This window comes from Pseudomonas sp. 21615526 (genome assembly GCF_013386245.1).
Lineage (GTDB): Bacteria > Pseudomonadota > Gammaproteobacteria > Pseudomonadales > Pseudomonadaceae > Aquipseudomonas.
On record NZ_JACAOM010000006.1, the window covers coordinates 14,128 to 30,461 of the forward strand.

Consider the following 16,334-nt stretch of genomic DNA (forward strand, 5'->3'; position numbering starts at 1 on the left):
CCAATCAGCGGTTATGCCGATCCATAAAACTCAAGGCCTGATACAGCGCCTGCATGCGTGGCAATTCACAACCCGCCGCGTTGGCCGCGGCCAAGGGGCGCGCGTAGATCGCCGCCAGTTCCAGCGGGCGCTTGTGCACGTAATCGTGATACATGCTGGGCAAGTAGTCATCCATGCTCTCGGTCATGGTGAACATCTGCCCGGCGTAACTGGCGGGAATCTCATGCCCGCAGGCGTGGGCGCCCTGCACCACTTCGGCCATCAGCGCCTGGATCAGTTCGCGGCTGGACTCATCCGCCATCATCGCCGTGGTGCCCGTGCCGAACACTACCGAGAGACCGTTGTAAGGCACGTTCCACACCAGTTTATGCCAGCGCGCCTGGTGCACATTGGCCATGGCCTGGGAATCGATACCGGCCTGGTGAAACAGCGCGGCGCCTTCTTCGACGATGGCTTGCCGACCGTTGTCATCGTTGGCCGCGGGGCCACTGTGGTAACCCAGGTTGACCCGGCCCAGCGCCTGATGCTCGACGATCCCGGGACCGGAACGGTGCACGCCGATGTAGCACAGGCCACCCAGCAGGTGCAGCGACGGCGGCAGGTGTTCACGCAGGCTGTCCTCTACGTCGAGGCCATTTTGCAACAGGATTATCCTGGCGTCCGGGGCGGCAACTTGAGCGATGGTCGGGGCCAGTTCGACATTCCCGGTCGATTTGGTGCCCACCAACAGCCAGTCGCACGGCGGCATGTCGGCGGCGCGGGCATAAGCCTGTACCGGGTGAAGGTGCACGGTTCCGTGGATCGTGCTGTTGAGTTGCAGGCCGCGCTCGCTGACCGCCGCGTACTCGCTGCGCAGCAGGAAATGCACATCGAAGCCGGCGCGCGCGAGCATCACACCGTAGTAGCCACCAATGGCCCCGGTGCCGATGATCCCGATCCGTGGCGACTGTTTTGTTACTTCGGTCATGGCAACTCCTCTGGTATTCGTTTGAGCGCCTGCTGCACACCTTGAGTCAGGTCGCTGGCGGTCAGACGCGTCAGTGACGCTAATATTCCATGGAATTTCCCGTTACACACCACAAACAACGCCGGCAGGTGAAAGATCTCGTAGCGCTCCACTGCCCCGCCATTGTGACCCGCATCCACCCAGCACACCCGGTCCACCGGCAAGTCCCACCCCGGCAGTTGCTGGTGCAGGAAGCGGCAACGCGAGCAGCCGTCACCGGTAAACACCACCAGCGACGTGCCGGGAAGCCCCAGTAATTGCTGGTCGATATCCAGGTCGGTAAGTTGCAGTTCTTTCACTATACTGCTGCCACCGCCGTCAACTGGACGGTGCTCGGAGTCCGTGTGCATGGGTCGTTTCTTTCCTCACCCTGATGATGTCGCTGTCGAAATAACCCAACGCCCCATTTCCGGCATTTCCCGCCAACGGCTGCACACTATCGGCCTGGGCGGCGTCGCATGCAATTGCCCACGCGCCTGGCGCCAGGGCGCGGCCATCGAGTTGCACATCCCCTCACTGGGCCAGACGGCCCGCTATCCGGGCTATGTGGCATGGTGCCGCAAGGCCGAAAACGGCTACCGCGTCGACATTGCCTTTACCGATGAGCAGGCCTTGTTCGGTGCGCGAATGGGTGAGCAAGTGTGCCAGATCGAACGGTACTGCCGCCTCCACGAAGGCGTCGAGCCCACACCCGGGCAGAGCGAAGCGCTGGCCCGGGAATGGGTCACGCGCCATGCCGGCGAGTTCTCCCATGAGGCTTTTGTGCTGCCAGCGCTGGATTAAAGCGGACGTTGCCCATTGTCTCGCAGCCTTGTAACGCGCTAAGGTTCCGCTCCCCGCTGCACTTAAATCATGCTGTGCTCCGCCGCACGGGGATCGCTGGCGGCCGGCACCCGTGACCCTGACGAGTAACACGATGGCTGATTTACCGATCAACGACCTTAACGTCGAATCCAACGAGACCCTGATCACGCCCGATCAGCTCAAGCGCGAAATCCCCCTGAGCGACGCTGCCCTGCAGACCGTCACCAAGGGCCGCGAAGTCATCCGTGAGATTCTCGACGGCACCGACCACCGCCTGTTCGTGGTCATCGGGCCGTGCTCGATCCATGACCTCAAGGCTGCCCACGAATACGCCGAGCGCCTGAAGGTGCTGGCGGCGGAAGTGTCCGACACCTTGTACCTGGTGATGCGTGTCTATTTCGAGAAGCCGCGTACCACCGTCGGCTGGAAAGGCTTGATCAACGACCCGTACCTGGACGACTCGTTCAAGATCCAGGATGGCCTGCACATCGGTCGTCAATTGCTGCTGGACCTGGCGGAAATGGGCCTGCCGACGGCAACCGAAGCCCTGGACCCGATTTCCCCGCAGTACCTGCAAGACCTGATCAGCTGGTCGGCAATTGGTGCACGCACCACCGAATCCCAGACTCACCGCGAAATGGCTTCCGGCCTGTCCTCGGCCGTGGGTTTCAAGAACGGTACCGATGGCGGCCTGACCGTGGCGATCAACGCCCTGCAGTCGGTCTCCAGCCCGCACCGCTTCCTGGGCATCAACCAGGAAGGTGGCGTGTCCATCGTCACCACCAAGGGCAACGCCTACGGTCACGTGGTACTGCGTGGCGGCAATGGCAAGCCCAACTATGATTCGGTCAGCGTGGCCTTGTGCGAACAGGCGCTGAACAAGGCGAAGATCAAGCCGAACATCATGGTCGATTGCAGCCACGCCAACTCCAACAAGGACCCGGCCCTGCAACCGCTGGTGATGGAGAACGTGGCCAACCAGATTCTGGAAGGCAACCAGTCGATCATCGGCCTGATGGTCGAAAGCCACCTGAACTGGGGCTGCCAGGCGATTCCAAAGGACCTGGCCGACCTGCAATACGGCGTGTCGATCACCGATGCGTGCATCGACTGGTCTGCCACCGAGACCACCTTGCGCAGCATGCACGCCAAGCTCAAGGACGTGTTGCCCAAGCGCCAGCGCGACTGAGCACAGACTGCGGACACAAAAACGCCGGGCTAAACCCGGCGTTTTTTTTGATCGTTCCCCCGCCCTGCGTGGGAATGCATCCTGGGATGCTCTGCGTACCGCCCTACTCAATGCTCAAAGCTTCGCGGCATGGCGCTGGTGGCGCTCCATGTAGCGCTCAACGTAGGAGCAGGACGGGATCACCGTATAACCTGCCTCTTCGGCGAACTTCAACGCTTCCTCGGTCAGCGCGGCAGCAATGCCACGGCCGCGCAATGCGTTGGGCACGAAGGTGCGATAGATATCCAGGGTCTGCTTCCCGAGATCCATATAGGTCAGATAGGCACGATGACCGTCCACATTGGTCTCGAACTGATGACCAGCCTGGTCATGGTGGATGGACAACGCCTCGCTCATCACTACTCCTCGCGGGTCTTGGTTTCTGACCCCTACCTTACCGATGTTTTTCCGGCGAAGGAACATCTACGCCACCCGGTGCCGGTTTCGACAACGAGAAAAGCGGCCAGTGCCTTGCACTAGCGCTCACAACCAGCACAGGGAAATAGTAGGCGCCAATCGCACAATTGCTCAAGACGCGCTCGTCTTCCGTTGCGCTGGCGGACATAGAAAGGGCCAATCGAGATTCCTTACGTCGATGGCCTGAACATTGCCGGCAGTTGAAGCTTGAGACGAACACGCGCTCTTAAAGTCACCTCAACATGCACAAAAGATACCGAATGGCGAAAAGACAATCTGAACAATAGTGTCAGGGACGATATATAAAATGACTTATGTTTACATGGCTTAACACATGCCAGCCGGCCCTTTCAGGCTGGATCCAATCCTCGGCCGAGTGCAAAAATCTGCATATTTTTTATACAGACTCTCGAAAGATTAGCCAAAATAGATTGGACGCGAGAATTTTTTTTGCTTCTTGCGCTACGTCAGTTTACTTACTACAAGTAATGGGTAGTATGTACGCCGGCTATTAGCTCACTCTGAGAAAGTAGCCATTTAATAGAAAGTCCTTGAAGGGGAACACGATGAACAACGTTCTGAAATTCTCTGCTCTGGCTCTGGCCGCAGTTCTGGCTACCGGTTGCAGCAGCGTCTCCAAAGAAACCGAAGCTCGTCTGACTGCAACTGAAGACGCAGCAGCACGCTCCCAGGCTCGTGCAGACGAAGCCTACCGTAAAGCTGATGAAGCTCTGGCTGCTGCTCAAAAAGCACAACAGACTGCTGACGAAGCTAACGAGCGCGCTCTGCGCATGCTTGAAAAAGCAAGCCGCAAGTAATAATCCTCCGGGGTTGTTATCAAGCCGATCCATTCTTGGATCGGCTTTTTTTTGCCTGTGATTTGGCTGGATTCCAGACAATAAAAAACCCGTCACCGCGCGAGGCGATAACGGGTTATGGATCGTGCAGGCTTACTGCTGCAGATCGACCGGCGTACTCGATACCATCGGCGCCCCGCCGGGTACACCGATTTCCGTCGGCAAACCGTCTTCAGCCGCAACCACGTCACGCACCTGGTCCCAGTTGACCCGCAGGTTGCTGGACAGGTCTTCACGCTTGAGCAAGGCGTTGATGACGGCGGTGTGCTTGTCGACGACCGATGGGGTGCCATCGTCGTTCAGCGGCGTATGGGCTTCCAGGTAGACCTTGCCCCCGGCCGCGCCGAACTTGTAGGCGTCGTTGATAATCCGCACCGACGTGCCCACCGGCACCATGTCGGCCATTTCCAGCACGTTGTTGTTGAACATGCGGAAGCAACCGTGGCTGGTACGGGTACCGATGCCGAACTTCATGTTGGAACCGTGGATCAGGTAGCCCGGCGTGCCGAGGGTGAACTTGAACGGCCCCAGCGGGTTGTCCGGGCCGGCCGGCACGACGTTGGGCAACGGGTCGCCATTGGCGGCGTGTTCTGCCTTGATCGAGGCTGGCGGGGTCCAGGTCGGGTTCGGGATCTTGCCCGTGATGGTGGTGTGGGCCACTGGCGAGCCCCAGCCTTCACGGCCAATCCCCAACGGGAACGTGTACACCACGTTCTGGCCCTTGGGGTAGTAGTAGAGCCGGTACTCCGCCAGGTTGATCACGATGCCTTCACGCGGGCCGGGCGGCAGGATGAAGCGCGTCGGCAACACGATCTCGGTACCCGCTCCCGGCAGCCAGGCATCCACGCCCGGGTTGGCCGCGACCATCTCCGAATAACCCAGGTCGTAGGTGGTGCCGAGGTCCGCGAAGGTATCTTCGTACTTGGCCTTGATCACCTGGACCTGGCCAACGATATCTTCACCCGGTGGCGGCAAAGGCAACTGCAAGGCTGCAGCAGGACCGGCCGCGCAGAGCGCAGCGAGAGACAGGCAGCAGGTGACGGCGGAAAGGCGCGACAACATCCGGGAATTCCTTCGCAGATCGACGGGTAGTAGAAAATGGATTGTACACGGCTGCCCGGCGGGCACCCATATTCAAAGCTCGAAGCGCAGCTCTGGCCAGATCGGCGGTGTGCCGCGTTTTTGCGACTCGAGGATCGCCCGGCACAGGGGGCACAAACGCTGGTCCTGGAAGATCGAGCGATCCACCGATGACCAGCGCGGCTGGGCAGGCAACAACGTGCCGCAGAGGGTGCGGTCGATGGACCCGCCCAACTCCAATTGACGCGTCACCAGATGCACCCGGACTTCCTGGCAGGCGAACAGATCCAGCTGTTCGTCAGGCTCGATCAGTTGGTAGGCAAACAGTGACCAGGCAGGACGCGACATCGGGGGCTCCAAATCGGGGGGGCGCCACCTTAGCCGAAAGACCGCTGCTAGAAAAGCGTCATAGCAGTGGTTTTAGCGTTGGCCAGACATTTTCCAGCAACTTGCCCTGCGCGCCAACCGCCGGGTGCAATTGGTCAGCCTGCATCAGCTCTGGATGGCCGCCGATTCCTTCCAGGAAAAACGGTACCAGCGGGACGCTTTTCTCCTTGGCCAACGCCCCGTAGACCTCGGCAAACGCGGTGGTGTATTTCGGGCCGTAATTGGGCGGTAACTGCATGCCCAGCAGCAGCACCTTGGCACCACTGGCCTTGGACTGTTCAATCATCGATGCAAGATTTTGTTTCAATTGCTCGGGGGGCTGCCCACGCAGGCCGTCATTGCCGCCCAGCTCAATGATCACCAGGTCCGGCTTATGCTCTGCAAGCGCCGCCGGCAGCCGTGCCAGGCCCCCGGCACTGGTGTCGCCGCTGATAGAGGCGTTGACCACTTTATCGTCGAAACCTTCGCTCTTGAGCCGTTGTCCCAACAACGCTACCCACCCTTTGCTGGTATCCAGCCCGAAACCGGCACTGATACTATCGCCAACGATCAGGACTGTACCCGCCGCTGCGTTCTGGGCCATGCACATCAAGGCCAGGCCAGCACTCAAAAACCACATTCGCATTGGATTCTCCATGGGCGCAAGCATTCTCACCGCGCGAAACCTTAGCAAAGTGGTTCCCAGCGCGGAAGGTGAACTGACTATCCTGCACGAACTGAGCCTGGAACTGAACAAGGGCGATAGCCTGGCTATCGTCGGCGCCTCCGGTTCCGGCAAATCCACCCTCCTCGGCCTGCTGGCCGGCCTCGACCTGCCCAGCAGTGGCGAAGTCACCCTCGCCGGCCAGGCCCTGAGTACCCTCGACGAAGACCAGCGTGCACGCATCCGCGCCGAGCACGTGGGATTTGTGTTCCAGTCCTTCCAGTTGCTCGACAGCCTCAACGCGCTGGAAAACGTGATGCTGCCCCTGGAGCTGGACGGTCGCAAGGACGCCCGCGAGCGCGCCAAACACCTGCTGGAGCGTGTCGGCCTGGGCCAGCGTCTCACCCACTCGCCGCGCCAACTTTCGGGGGGTGAGCAGCAACGGGTAGCGATTGCCCGGGCGTTTGCTGCCGAACCGGACGTGCTGTTTGCCGATGAACCCACCGGCAACCTCGACAGCCACACCGGCGAGCGCATCAGCGACCTGCTGTTCGAACTCAACAAAGAGAGCGGCACGACCCTGGTGCTGGTGACCCATGACGAGCGCCTGGCCCACCGTTGCCGTCGCCTGATCCGTCTTGAAGCCGGCCTGATGGTCGCGCCCCTGGAGCCTTGATGGCACGCTTGCCCTTGTTGCGCCTGTTCAGCCTTGCCCTTCGCCAGTTGCTGCGCGATGCCCGCGCCGGCGAACTGCGTGTGCTGTTCTTCGCCCTGCTGGTGGCCGTGGCCGCCAGCACCGCCATCGGTTACTTCGGTGCCCGCCTGAACGGCGCGATGATGTTGCGCGCCACCGAGTTCCTGGCGGCCGACCTGGTGCTGGAAGGCAGTTCACCCGCCCGCACCGAGCAAATCCAGAGTGGCACCGAGCTGGGCCTGCAGCACGCCAGGGTGGTGGAATTCTCCAGCGTGATTGCCACTGACGCTGGCATCCAGCTGTCCAGCATCAAGGCGGTCAACGAGGCGTATCCGTTGCGCGGCGAGCTGAAGAGCGCCGCCGAACCCTTCGCCGAAGAAACTGCCGGAGGTGGCCCCAAACCCGGTGAAGCCTGGGTGGAAGCACGGCTGTTGACGGCACTGAACCTGAAAATCGGCGACAGCATCGACGTCGGCATGAAGACCCTGCGCCTTTCCCGCGTGCTGACCTATGAGCCGGATCGCGCCGGCAACTTCTATAGCCTGACGCCCAGGGTGATGATCAACCTGGCCGACCTTGACGCCACCGGCGTGGTGCAGCCCGGCAGTCGCGTGAGTTATCGCGACCTGTGGCGAGCGCCACAGGGCGGCACCGTGCTGCAAACCTATCGCGACCTGGTCAAGCCCGGCCTGGCTGCCAACCAGCGGCTGCAGGATGCGCGCGACGGCAACCAGCAGATCGGCGGCGCGCTGGGCAAGGCCGAACGTTACTTGAACATGGCCAGCCTGGTGGCGGTGCTGCTCTCCGGCGTGGCCGTGGCGCTCTCGGCCAATCGCTTCGCCAGCCGACGCTTTGATGCCAGCGCCTTGCTGCGCTGCCTCGGGTTGTCGCGACGCGAAACCATGTTGCTGTTCAGCCTGCAATTGGCCGTGCTGGGGTTGCTGGCCAGCCTGACCGGCGCCCTGCTCGGCTGGCTGGCGCAATTGGGCCTGTTTGCGCTGTTGCATGACCTGCTGCCGGCGGACGTTCCACCCGGCGGGCTGCTGCCGGCCGTTGCCGGGATTGGCACCGGGCTGGTAGCCCTCGCCGGTTTCGCCCTGCCGCCGCTGGCCGCCCTGGGGCGGGTGCCGCCACTGCGGGTATTGCGCCGCGACTTGCTGCCAATCCCTTCCAGCACCTGGATGGTCTACGGTGCGGCGCTCTTCGCCCTGGGCCTGATCATGTGGCGCTTGAGCCTCGACCTGGTGCTGACCTTCGCCCTGCTGGGCGGCGGCGTGATTGCCGCGCTGGTTCTCGGCGGCCTGCTGCTCCTGTTGCTGCAAAGCCTGCGACGCCTGCTGGCCCGGGCCTCCTTGCCCTGGCGCCTGGGGCTGGGCCAGTTGCTGCGTCATCCCCTGGCGGCCGCGGGGCAGTCACTGGCGTTCGGGCTGATCCTGTTATCGATGGGCTTGATCGCGTTGTTGCGCGGCGAATTGCTGGACACCTGGCAGAACCAGTTGCCCAAGGACGCCCCCAACTATTTCGCCCTGAACATCCTGCCCGCCGACAAAGACACCTTCGGCGCACGCCTGCTGGAATTACAGGCGCAATCGGCTCCGTTGTATCCGGTGGTACCGGGACGACTGATCAGCATCAATGGCGCGCCAGTGCAGGAGATTGTCAGCAAGGACTCCAGCGGCGATCGTGCAGTACAGCGAGACTTGAGCCTGACCTGGGCCGCCGACCTGCCACCGGGCAACAAGCTGACGGCGGGCTCCTGGTGGACGGCGCAACCGACCGACGAGATTCCAGGCGTCTCGGTGGAGGCCAAGGTCGCCGACAGCCTGAAACTCAAGCTCAACGATCACCTGGTGTTTACCGTCGGCGGGGAAAACCGCGAAGCGCGGGTCACCAGCCTGCGGGAAATCAACTGGGACAACTTCCAGCCCAACTTCTTCATGATCTTCCAGCCCGGCACCCTGAAGGACCTGCCGGCCACCTACCTGACCAGCTTCTACCTCGCACCCGGCCATGACCAACAGATCGTCGACCTGTCCCGGGCTTTCCCGGCGGTGACCATCCTGCAGGTGGAGGCACTGCTGGAACAACTGCGCAGCATCCTGGCCCAGGTCACCCTGGCGGTGGAGTACGTGCTGTTGTTTGTCCTGGCAGCGGGGATGGCCGTGTTGTTCTCCGGGCTCCAGGCAACCCTCGATGAGCGGATTCGCCAGGGCGCCCTGCTGCGGGCGTTGGGGGCTGAGCGCAAGTTGCTGGTCAAGGCCCGGCGTATCGAGTTCGGGTTGTTGGGCGCAGTCAGCGGGTTGTTGGCAGCGCTGGGCACCGAACTGGTGACACTGGTGCTGTACCGCTACGCGTTCGACCTGACCTGGCACCCGCATCCGTGGCTATTGCTGCTGCCGGTGATCGGCGCCGTGCTGATCGGCGGTGCCGGCGTGTTCGGCACCCGCCGCGCACTGAATGCCAGCCCGTTGACGGTGCTGCGCGAGGGCTGAAAACGCAAATGGCCCGCACGCGTTCATGCGTACGGGCCATCCGTTGTCACTTCACATATTCGATAGCGGTGATCCACCAGCACACTTCGCCACTGGGGGTCTGCACGAGCGCCTCGTCATCCACTTCCTTGCGCAACAGTGCCCGGGCCATGGGTGAATCGATGGAGATGTAGTCCATACGCTCATAGATCTCGTCGTACCCCACGATGCGAAACCGCTTGGTCTCGCCCTGTTCGTTTTCAATCTCCACCCAGGCGCCGAAAAACACCTTCCCTTCCTGCTCGGGCATGTACTCGACCACGCGCATGTCTTCCAGGCGCTTGCGCAAATAACGCACCCGACGATCAATTTCCCGCAGCAGCTTCTTGTTGTACTGGTAGTCAGCGTTTTCGCTCCTGTCCCCCAGGGAGGCCGCCCACGTCACTTTGCGGGTGGTATCAGGGCGCTTTTCTCGCCACAGGTAATCAAGCTCCTTTTTCAGGGCCTCATGACCTTCTTTGGTAATCAGCTTGGTGCTCAAAAGCTCTACATCCCCTGGAAGTTTGCATTTTTCAGACCCGCTGCCGCATCAGGCACAACGCATTTAACGCCCGATGTCGGCTGTGGGGGTCGATGATAAATGAACTCGGGAAAGTAGCCAGACCCACCGGCGGATTCCGGCAACGACGCGTATCAGTCAGCCTCCGTCTGGGTCGGGCCGCATTCAGGCTGGCCGCGCCCGTTCTCGCCAAGCCATGCAAGTGACTCATCCAGGGATTGAAGCGTAACCCTCAGGTTGTCCCGCAGGACAGGCAACTGGAACAGCGCAGCCGTCAGCTGTTGCTCCTTGAGGCGCACCGCAAGGTCACGGTCATGCAACTGGGCTTCCTGGCTCTCCAGGTAGCGCGCACGCTCGTCCATTCGACGCTGCTCTGTCTGGTTCAGCGCCGAGCTGCCAGCCAGATGCTCTTCCCGGAGGGCCAGCGTGCGGGCCAACTGTTCCAGGGACGTTTCCTTTTCGGCAATCCTGTCGGCACTCCGCTGACTCTCCTGCTCAAGGTCAGCCTTTTCCTGGCGCAGTTCGAGACGCAACTGATCAAGCGCTTCTTCCTGCTTGAGCACGCTGAGCTTTTGCTGCGTCAGCTCCTGTGACAATCGGGAAAGATTGGCCAGCGTATCGTCCACTTCAAACAACGAGGATGACTCATTCCGGGCAGGCATGGGCGGCGGCGCCTGGGGGACCGGTTCAGGTTGTTGGACTATGGGCGCCGGCACTGGCGCAGCGACAGCAGGCGCCTCGATCGGTGCCTGTAGTGGCGCCTCAACGAGCGGCTCGGATATCTCGAGCTCAGCCTCGGGCGCCTGCGCCACCGGCTCGGGCAATGACCGCGCAGGCTCTGAAGGATCGGGGGACCTGGGAGCAGACACCATTCTTGAGGAGAAACGAATCGACGGCACGATCAACGTATTGCTTTCAATGGCGGGCAAACCGGGCGCCGACGTTCCCAGGGTAATCACCTTCATCACCAGGGATTTCTTGATCGTCAACGAGTGATGATCTTCAGGCCTGGCCGGGGGCAATTTGCAGCCTTTCAAATCAACAAAATGAAAGGGAATCTGAGTTTCGCCGCTGCTTGCAGATTTTGCCCCGGGAGCAGCCGCGAGCGTCAGGATTTGCTTGAAGACATGGGTCGCTATTTGCAGGTCTTCCTTGGAGTCTATCGCCCCCAGAAAGTAACGTTCGGACTTTTTGCGCAACGCTGCGATGTACACCCGTGAACTACCGGGCTCTGTTTCTTCATCCAGACTGTAGGCAAGAAAGTTTGAAGAGATCTGCGCCACCGCAAAACCACAAAGCAGTGCACCATTGACCGGCGCATCATGCCCGGACTGTTCAAGAACAAGGGTACGTAGAAGCAGCATGACATCAGGCTCCATTTCAAATTGGCATAAACTTTAAATAAACACCAAATAAACAACGACTGTAATTAAATCATCAAAAGCAAAACAATTGTTTCAGCGAGTCATAGTCTGGCATGTAGGACTTATCTTATTCAGCCCCCTCAGCATTTCCAAGAGCGTTTATTGAACGTACCATTTTTTAACAGTGCGACGTCGGAAAAGCTTCAACATAAAAGATTTCAAGCATTGAATTTCGAACATTCACAACCTGCTGTTCACCCAGGTTAATCCAGCCTTGCCATATCCATTCAGTAGAAAAGCATAATGATCGAGATAACGAGCCTGACAAAAACCATGGGCGGAAAAAACATTATTCATGACTTCTCATTCAACGCCCAACCCCAGGAATGCCTCGGGCTGTTTGGAAATGATGGTGCGGGAAAAACAACTATTATCAAAATGATCTCAGGCTCGACTACACCCTCTTCAGGCCATATAAAAATATTCGGTAACGATATCGCCCTGAACGCATTCCAGGCAAAGAAAGTCACCGGCTACCAGCCAGAGCGACTCTTGAGCCATGGTGCAATGAGTGTAAAGGCCTTTCTCGGTTTCATTGCCGAAATACGCGGATTCCGCGGCGCGGAAAAACGCAAGATGATTGACCGGGCAGTTGCACGGCTTGAGTTGTGGCGGATACTCAAAAGCCCGGTGGAAACCCTCACGGACGGGTTGAAACGCAAGGTAGCCATCGCCCAGGCAATCCTGCATGACCCCAGCCTGCTGTTGCTCGATGAGCCAACAGAAGGTCTGAATGCCGACCAGAAACACAAAGTCAGAATGCTCATCAAGTCGCTCAGCGACGAGATGACGGTCATTGTCGCGTCCCGTGCGCCGGAAGAACTGACCGGTATTTGTACCCGCGCACTGGTGATAGCCGACGGCCGATTGGTGGCAGACACTTCGGTGCCCGAACTGCAGCGCAGCTCCCGTCATCACCAGGCGGTCACCCTTGCAGCCGACACACCGCTGGACCTGTTGGCCCTGGCGGTATTGCCCGGGGTCGCCGGCATCGAGGAAGACCGCGAGACTCCCGGCACAGTGACCGTACTCGCCCTGCCGGGGCAAATCATCTACCCCCACATCAATGCACTGGTCACCCAGCGCCGCTGGAAGCTCAATGCCCTGAACCTGGAAGCCGGGCGCCTGGATGACGTTGTGCACCATATGAGCCAGGAGGCATCGATTTGAAACTTCTCCCGGTCATATTCAAGCGTCAACTGGTCAGTTATCTTTCGGCTCCCCTTACTTACCTGAGCACTGCGGTTTTCCTGACCGCCGCTGCTGTATTTGGCTTCCATGCAACCCGGTTACTGGAAGTCGGCAGTGCCGACTTGCAGGGCTTCTTCCAGTTGCACCCCTGGCTCTACTTACTGTTGACACCTGTCCTATGCACTCGGCTTTGGGCCGACGAGCCCACCACCGGTTCCATGGAGTTCCTGAAAACCCTGCCCGTCACACGTTTCGAGATAGTGGTCGGAAAGTTTCTGGCGGCCTGGATTGTTTCTGGCGTGGCCCTGCTGTTGACCTTCCCGATAGTCATCACCGTCAACTATTTTGGCAATCCGGATAATACAGTCATTGCGTCACAATACCTGGGAAGTTGGGTATTGGCCGGATGTTATCTATCCGTGGGCTGTTTTATCTGCGCACTGACACACCATCGCGCGATTATATTCACCGTAACCCTGTGCTTGCTGCTGACCGCCAGTGGCCTGTCATCCATTCTTGATGCGATTGAACATCAAGTTCCGGTATGGCTGATTGACCGACTTCTTTCCCTGAGCCCGTCTGCGCGTTTTGACGCCATTGACCAAGGGGTACTGGCTCTTCAAGACAGTTTGTACTTCATCAGTATGATCATCGCCTTTCTTGGCGCGACGGTCATTGTCCTGAATGTAAGAAACGGTTGAGAAGGACACATCACGATGAAAACGCGACTAAGTGCCAGCCTCACAATTATCACGCTCCTGTTACTGTTTCTCGCTTTTAACCTGGTCTGGGCACTGAAACTTCCAAATCCACGGCTGGATTTTTCGGAACAGAACATCCATACACTTTCCGATCCTGTACAGACTATGCTCGGCTCACTGGAAAGACCGGTCGATCTGTACTTCTTCAATTCAAGCAACCGTGCACACAAAGCCAACGCCGTTGAAAGCTACGCTAAACGGGTAGAGCTGTTGCTCAAGGAATATGAAAAAGCGGCAAAGGGCAAAGTCAATCTGCACCTCATCGACCCCACCCCTTTTTCTGAAGATGAATACAAAGCCAGGTTACTGGGACTTGACGAACAACACGGATTCTTCGGCCTGGTGGGTACCAGCGCGGGCCATGCGCCCCATAGCATCCCGTCATTCAGCCCGGACCGGGAGTCACTGCTGGAGTATGAAATCAGCCATTTGATTCATAAGGTGATCCACCCCGAGCAACCCATTGTGGGCGTGATCTCCCGGCTGCCAATAAACGGTGAGCGAGATGAACGCAACGGCGTTAATACGCCTCCCTGGCAGGTGTTGCAGGAGATCCGTCGCCAGTTCAACGTGGTGAGCCTGGAGCCGGGTATCGCGCAAATTCCTGAACACGTCAAAACCCTGATGGTGGTTCATCCCGGCAACCTGCCTGACCAAACCCTTTACGCAATAGACCAGTTTGTATTGGGCGCAGGCAAGTTGATGATGTTTATCGACCCGCTTGTCGGGCTGGACACCAGCGTCACGGCCCCGGAAAACCCCAGGCTGGAGGCATTGCTGTCCGCCTGGGGCATCCAGATGCCCGCGAACAAGGTGATTGCCGATCGCGACTATGCCACTTCGGTGATCCTGACCACGGGCCAGCCGCCTGTGCGCCATCCCGCGGCACTGACCTTGCCCCGCCAGGCGATGGCACAGGATGACATCAGCGCCTGGAAACTTCACAACGTCAACGTCTTGAGCAGCGGCGCCCTGGCCCCTGCCAAGAGAAGCCGCATGACCTTCACCCCGTTGCTGCAAAGCTCCGCGCACGCCGCGCTGTTTGAGGCAGAGCGCTTCGCCCTGCCAGCGCAGCTCAATTCACTGATCAATGAAACAGCCACTCGCGCTCAACAACAGGTGATCGCCGCCCGCGTCGAAGGGCCCGCCTATTCCGCCTTTCCTGACGGCATCAGTGGGCGTAACACCGGCTTGCAAAAGGCTGCGAACATCCATGTGGTCGTGGTCGCCGACACTGACCTGCTCAGCGATCGTGTGTCTGGAATGCTCCAGAAGCATCGCGCGGCGGGTGGCCCGTTGTCAGATAACGCGATGTTTGTATTGAACACCCTGGACAACCTGGCGGCGCCCGATGCACTGATGAACATTCGCCCCCGTGCAGGCGGTGCTCGATCACTGCAGGTGCTGCAGGCAATGCGCGAAGACGCGGCACTGGCCTACGGTGAGAAGTCCGCCGAACTGGCGCAACGCCTGGAACAAACGGAAAAGGAATGGCAACTGCTCAACCCCCCGACAATTTCCCCGGGCCCTCAGGCTGCAACCTCCAACACACTGCTGCAAGCGCTCAACAAGGAGCGCTTGCGAATCCCCATGGAAATTCACGCGCTGAAGGTCCAGTCATACGCCGAGGTTCACGCCCTGGAACGCAAAGTGAAGCTGCTCAATATCGTGCCTGTACCGCTGATACTGTGCCTGATTGCGGGGGGTATTTTCCTGTTGCGTCGCCGTCGCCGGCACCTGCCTTCAGCAGCGTTCTACTGAGGGCTCAACGCCGGGCGATCAGCCCTTGCCGGGCAATGCGGGTCAGTTGGCGTATCACTTCGCCCGCGTCGCTGGCACTGGGCGCCTGAATGACGGCCAGGTCGAAGCTGTTGGACGCAAAGCGCGCAAGGGAGTCGCCGTCTTCGACAAACTGGATCAGAAAGGCCGAAGGCCGCCCCGTGCGGCGCGGCCAGCCATCCAGATAGCGCAGCAACGTCGGCTGATGCTTGCCGCCCAAGAGGATTTTAAGATTGCGTTGGGTCAGGTCCGCGGTGATCGGGGCCAGGCGTATGAGGGGGCGTAGTGCATTCATTGTGTCGTGTCTCTGCCTCAAAAGTCTGCGGGCAGGTGAGAGGCAACACCGAACCAGCGCTTTAGCGGAATTTCGAAGCTGGCTCATGGCTCTGGCTTCTGTCGGGACTGTGATCAGTCACCCGTGGCGCCCCGCAATTAGCTGTTTAAATCGGCGCATGGGCAACATCCTAGAGAAGCCTGTAGGGCGGTGTCAAGAATCCCGAGCAACGAAAAGGCCCGCACTGGGCGGGCCTTTTAAGGGGGGTTCGCGGTATCAGTGAGTGATGGCGCGGTCTGCGGACAATTTGCCCGCACCTTCCAACAACACGGCCAGCGTACCGCCCAGCAGCGCCAGGGCGAACTCGTAGCCGTTGTTGGCCATGAACAAACCGTTATGGATATGCACCGAGAAAATCGCCACCAGGGAAATGATCGACAGGCCGAGTGCCGCCGGCCGTGCCAGCAAGCCAATGATCAGCGCCAGCCCGGCGAAGAACTCGGTACCACCGGACAGCACCGCCATCAGGGTACCTGGGGCCAGGCCGATACTTTCCATCCACTGGGCAGTGCCCGCCAGGCCGCCGCCGCCAAACCAGCCAAAGAGTTTTTGCGAACCGTGGGCGGCGAAGATGATCCCGACAAAAATCCGCAGAACAGTCAGGCCGTAGCCGGCGCGGGTGGAGAGGATGCGGGTGATCAATGGGCTCATGCTGATAATCCTTTTCAAGGTAGGGGTTGGGTTGGCCGCTATATTAAT

Annotated in this window: 18 protein-coding genes; 8 read left to right on the forward strand and 10 right to left on the reverse strand. The window is 59.7% G+C overall.

Translation table 11 applies throughout. From position 1 onward, the window contains the following. Positions 1-4: 4 nt before the first annotated feature. Positions 5-967 (reverse strand): putative 2-dehydropantoate 2-reductase, encoded by a 963-nt coding sequence (locus HX786_RS02155; protein WP_102368441.1) that lies wholly within the window; start codon positions 965-967, stop codon positions 5-7. Next, positions 964-1,356, reverse strand: a complete 393-nt coding sequence (locus tag HX786_RS02160) for a thioredoxin (RefSeq protein ID WP_102605075.1) — start codon at positions 1,354-1,356, stop codon at positions 964-966. Before HX786_RS02160 ends, HX786_RS02155 begins: the two co-directional genes overlap by 4 nt. On the opposite strand from HX786_RS02160, the gene HX786_RS02165 reads away from it, so the two are divergent. Together HX786_RS02165 and HX786_RS02170 are read left to right on the forward strand one after the other, a co-directional pair. Continuing rightward, positions 1,355-1,789, forward strand: a complete 435-nt coding sequence (locus HX786_RS02165; protein ID WP_003218717.1) for a PilZ domain-containing protein — start codon at positions 1,355-1,357, stop codon at positions 1,787-1,789. The two genes, HX786_RS02160 and HX786_RS02165, sit on opposite strands and share 2 nt — an antisense overlap. Positions 1,790-1,922: 133 nt before the next feature. Continuing rightward, positions 1,923-2,999: a 3-deoxy-7-phosphoheptulonate synthase gene (locus HX786_RS02170; RefSeq protein ID WP_178911672.1), complete on the forward strand. Its 1,077-nt coding sequence runs from the start codon at positions 1,923-1,925 to the stop codon at positions 2,997-2,999. Positions 3,000-3,113: 114 nt separating this feature from the next. Here the strand turns inward: HX786_RS02170 and HX786_RS02175 are convergent, their stop codons facing one another. After that, positions 3,114-3,395, reverse strand: coding sequence for a GNAT family N-acetyltransferase (locus HX786_RS02175; RefSeq protein ID WP_003189869.1), 282 nt, complete (start codon positions 3,393-3,395; stop codon positions 3,114-3,116). 626 nt (positions 3,396-4,021) lie between these two features. Here HX786_RS02175 and oprI point away from each other — a divergent pair. Beyond that, positions 4,022-4,273, forward strand: coding sequence for an outer membrane lipoprotei OprI (gene oprI / locus HX786_RS02180; RefSeq protein ID WP_003172710.1), 252 nt, complete (start codon positions 4,022-4,024; stop codon positions 4,271-4,273). Between the two features lie 132 nt (positions 4,274-4,405). Here oprI and HX786_RS02185 read toward each other — a convergent pair whose 3' ends face one another. The 3 genes from HX786_RS02185 to HX786_RS02195 all read right to left on the reverse strand — a co-directional run bounded on the left by HX786_RS02185 (position 4,406) and on the right by HX786_RS02195 (position 6,404). Next, positions 4,406-5,374 (reverse strand): L,D-transpeptidase family protein, encoded by a 969-nt coding sequence (locus HX786_RS02185; RefSeq protein ID WP_008437756.1) that lies wholly within the window; start codon positions 5,372-5,374, stop codon positions 4,406-4,408. A 72-nt stretch (positions 5,375-5,446) separates the two neighbouring features. After that, positions 5,447-5,740: a hypothetical protein gene (locus HX786_RS02190; protein ID WP_003218723.1), complete on the reverse strand. Its 294-nt coding sequence runs from the start codon at positions 5,738-5,740 to the stop codon at positions 5,447-5,449. Positions 5,741-5,798: 58 nt separating this feature from the next. Further along, a complete protein-coding gene (locus tag HX786_RS02195) occupies positions 5,799-6,404 on the reverse strand; it encodes an arylesterase (RefSeq protein ID WP_178911673.1) in 606 nt (201 codons plus the stop codon). Positions 6,405-6,414: 10 nt separating this feature from the next. Here HX786_RS02195 and HX786_RS02200 point away from each other — a divergent pair, with 10 nt between their 5' ends. Both HX786_RS02200 and HX786_RS02205 read left to right on the forward strand, forming a co-directional pair. Continuing rightward, positions 6,415-7,098 (forward strand): ABC transporter ATP-binding protein, encoded by a 684-nt coding sequence (locus HX786_RS02200; protein ID WP_003218726.1) that lies wholly within the window; start codon positions 6,415-6,417, stop codon positions 7,096-7,098. After that, a complete protein-coding gene (locus HX786_RS02205) occupies positions 7,098-9,608 on the forward strand; it encodes an ABC transporter permease (RefSeq protein WP_102605077.1) in 2,511 nt (836 codons plus the stop codon). Before HX786_RS02200 ends, HX786_RS02205 begins: the two co-directional genes overlap by 1 nt. 46 nt (positions 9,609-9,654) lie before the next feature. On the opposite strand, the gene greB is transcribed toward HX786_RS02205, so the two are convergent. Then, positions 9,655-10,128: a transcription elongation factor GreB gene (gene greB / locus HX786_RS02210; RefSeq protein WP_008437752.1), complete on the reverse strand. Its 474-nt coding sequence runs from the start codon at positions 10,126-10,128 to the stop codon at positions 9,655-9,657. Between the two features lie 152 nt (positions 10,129-10,280). Next, entirely contained in the window at positions 10,281-11,510 is a 1,230-nt protein-coding gene (locus tag HX786_RS02215; protein WP_177008076.1) for a hypothetical protein, read from the reverse strand. Between the two features lie 303 nt (positions 11,511-11,813). Between HX786_RS02215 and HX786_RS02220 the strand changes: the two genes are divergently transcribed. From HX786_RS02220 to HX786_RS02230, 3 genes are read left to right on the forward strand one after another with little or no spacing between them, the layout of a single operon-like run. Continuing rightward, on the forward strand, positions 11,814-12,740 hold the full coding sequence (locus tag HX786_RS02220) for an ABC transporter ATP-binding protein (RefSeq protein WP_023659064.1): 927 nt from the start codon (positions 11,814-11,816) through the stop codon (positions 12,738-12,740). Continuing rightward, positions 12,737-13,462 (forward strand): ABC transporter permease, encoded by a 726-nt coding sequence (locus tag HX786_RS02225; protein ID WP_003218734.1) that lies wholly within the window; start codon positions 12,737-12,739, stop codon positions 13,460-13,462. The genes HX786_RS02220 and HX786_RS02225 overlap by 4 nt, the downstream gene beginning before the upstream one ends. Before the next feature lie 15 nt (positions 13,463-13,477). Then, positions 13,478-15,283 carry a Gldg family protein gene (locus tag HX786_RS02230; protein ID WP_178911674.1) on the forward strand — a complete coding sequence of 602 codons (1,806 nt, stop codon included), beginning with the start codon at positions 13,478-13,480 and terminating at the stop codon, positions 15,281-15,283. A gap of 4 nt (positions 15,284-15,287) precedes the next feature. Here HX786_RS02230 and HX786_RS02235 read toward each other — a convergent pair whose 3' ends face one another. Both HX786_RS02235 and HX786_RS02240 read right to left on the reverse strand, forming a co-directional pair. Continuing rightward, the gene (locus HX786_RS02235) at positions 15,288-15,596 is read right to left on the reverse strand and encodes a class I SAM-dependent methyltransferase (RefSeq protein WP_178911675.1); all 309 of its coding nucleotides are present in this window, start codon (positions 15,594-15,596) and stop codon (positions 15,288-15,290) included. A 255-nt stretch (positions 15,597-15,851) separates the two neighbouring features. Further along, a complete protein-coding gene (locus HX786_RS02240; RefSeq protein WP_003218737.1) occupies positions 15,852-16,286 on the reverse strand; it encodes a DoxX family protein in 435 nt (144 codons plus the stop codon). Positions 16,287-16,334 lie beyond the last annotated feature (48 nt).